Origin of the sequence: Streptomyces niphimycinicus, from assembly GCF_018883605.1 — a bacterium.
In the GTDB taxonomy this organism is placed as follows: domain Bacteria; phylum Actinomycetota; class Actinomycetes; order Streptomycetales; family Streptomycetaceae; genus Streptomyces; species Streptomyces niphimycinicus.
In genome coordinates, this window is the sequence record NZ_JAHLEM010001287.1 from 1 (window position 1) to 884 (window position 884).

At 75.6% G+C, this 884-nt stretch carries 1 protein-coding gene; it reads left to right on the plus strand.

Annotated features, from left to right (window positions below):
- On the plus strand, window positions 1-884 hold an 884-nt coding region (locus KN815_RS49385), incomplete at both ends, for an AAA domain-containing protein (protein WP_253209753.1).

Here is an 884-nt window from a genome sequence, read left to right on the forward strand (position 1 = left end):
CGAGCGGGCGAGCCGTTCGACCCGTCGGCCGCGGCGGCGCGCGCGACCGAGGCGATCCTGCGGGACACGCTGCACGGAGCGGACCGCGGCGTCGTCGTGGACTCCCCGCCCGGTGCGGGCAAGTCGACGCTGGTGGTGCGGGCGGCGCGGGAGCTGGCCGCCGCCGGGCGGCCGCTGATGGTGGTCGCGCAGACCAACGCCCAGGTGGACGATCTGGTGGACCGGCTGGCCACGGCGGACCCCGATCTTCCGGTGGGGCGGCTGCACAGCAGCGATCCGCATCCGTACGACCCGGTGCTCGACGGTCATGCGTCGGTCCGCGCCTCCGCGAAGATCGCCGACCTCGCCGGGCTCGACATCGTCGTCTCCACGGCCGCGAAGTGGGCGCACATCAGACACGTCGAGCCATGGCGGCACGCGATCGTCGACGAGGCGTACCAGATGCGCTCCGACGCGCTGCTGGCGGTCGCCGGGCTGTTCGAGCGGGCGCTGTTCGTGGGCGACCCGGGGCAGCTCGACCCGTTCAGCGTGGTGGGCGCCGATCAGTGGGCGGGGCTTTCGTACGACCCGTCGGCGAGCGCGGTCACCACTCTGCTCGCGCACAATCCGCGGCTTCCGCAGCACCGGCTGCCGGTGTCCTGGCGGCTGCCGGCCTCGGCCGCACCGCTGGTCTCGGCCGCGTTCTATCCGTACACGCCCTTCCGCAGCGGCACCGGCCACGGCGAGCGGCGGCTGAGCTTCGGGGTGGCCTCCGACGGCTCGGGGCCGGACCGGGTGCTGGACGAGGCCGCCGAGTCCGGCTGGGGGCTGCTGGAGCTGCCCGCCCGGCGCACCCCGCGCACCGACCCGGAGGCGGTGGCGGCCGTGGCCCAGGTGGTGCGGCG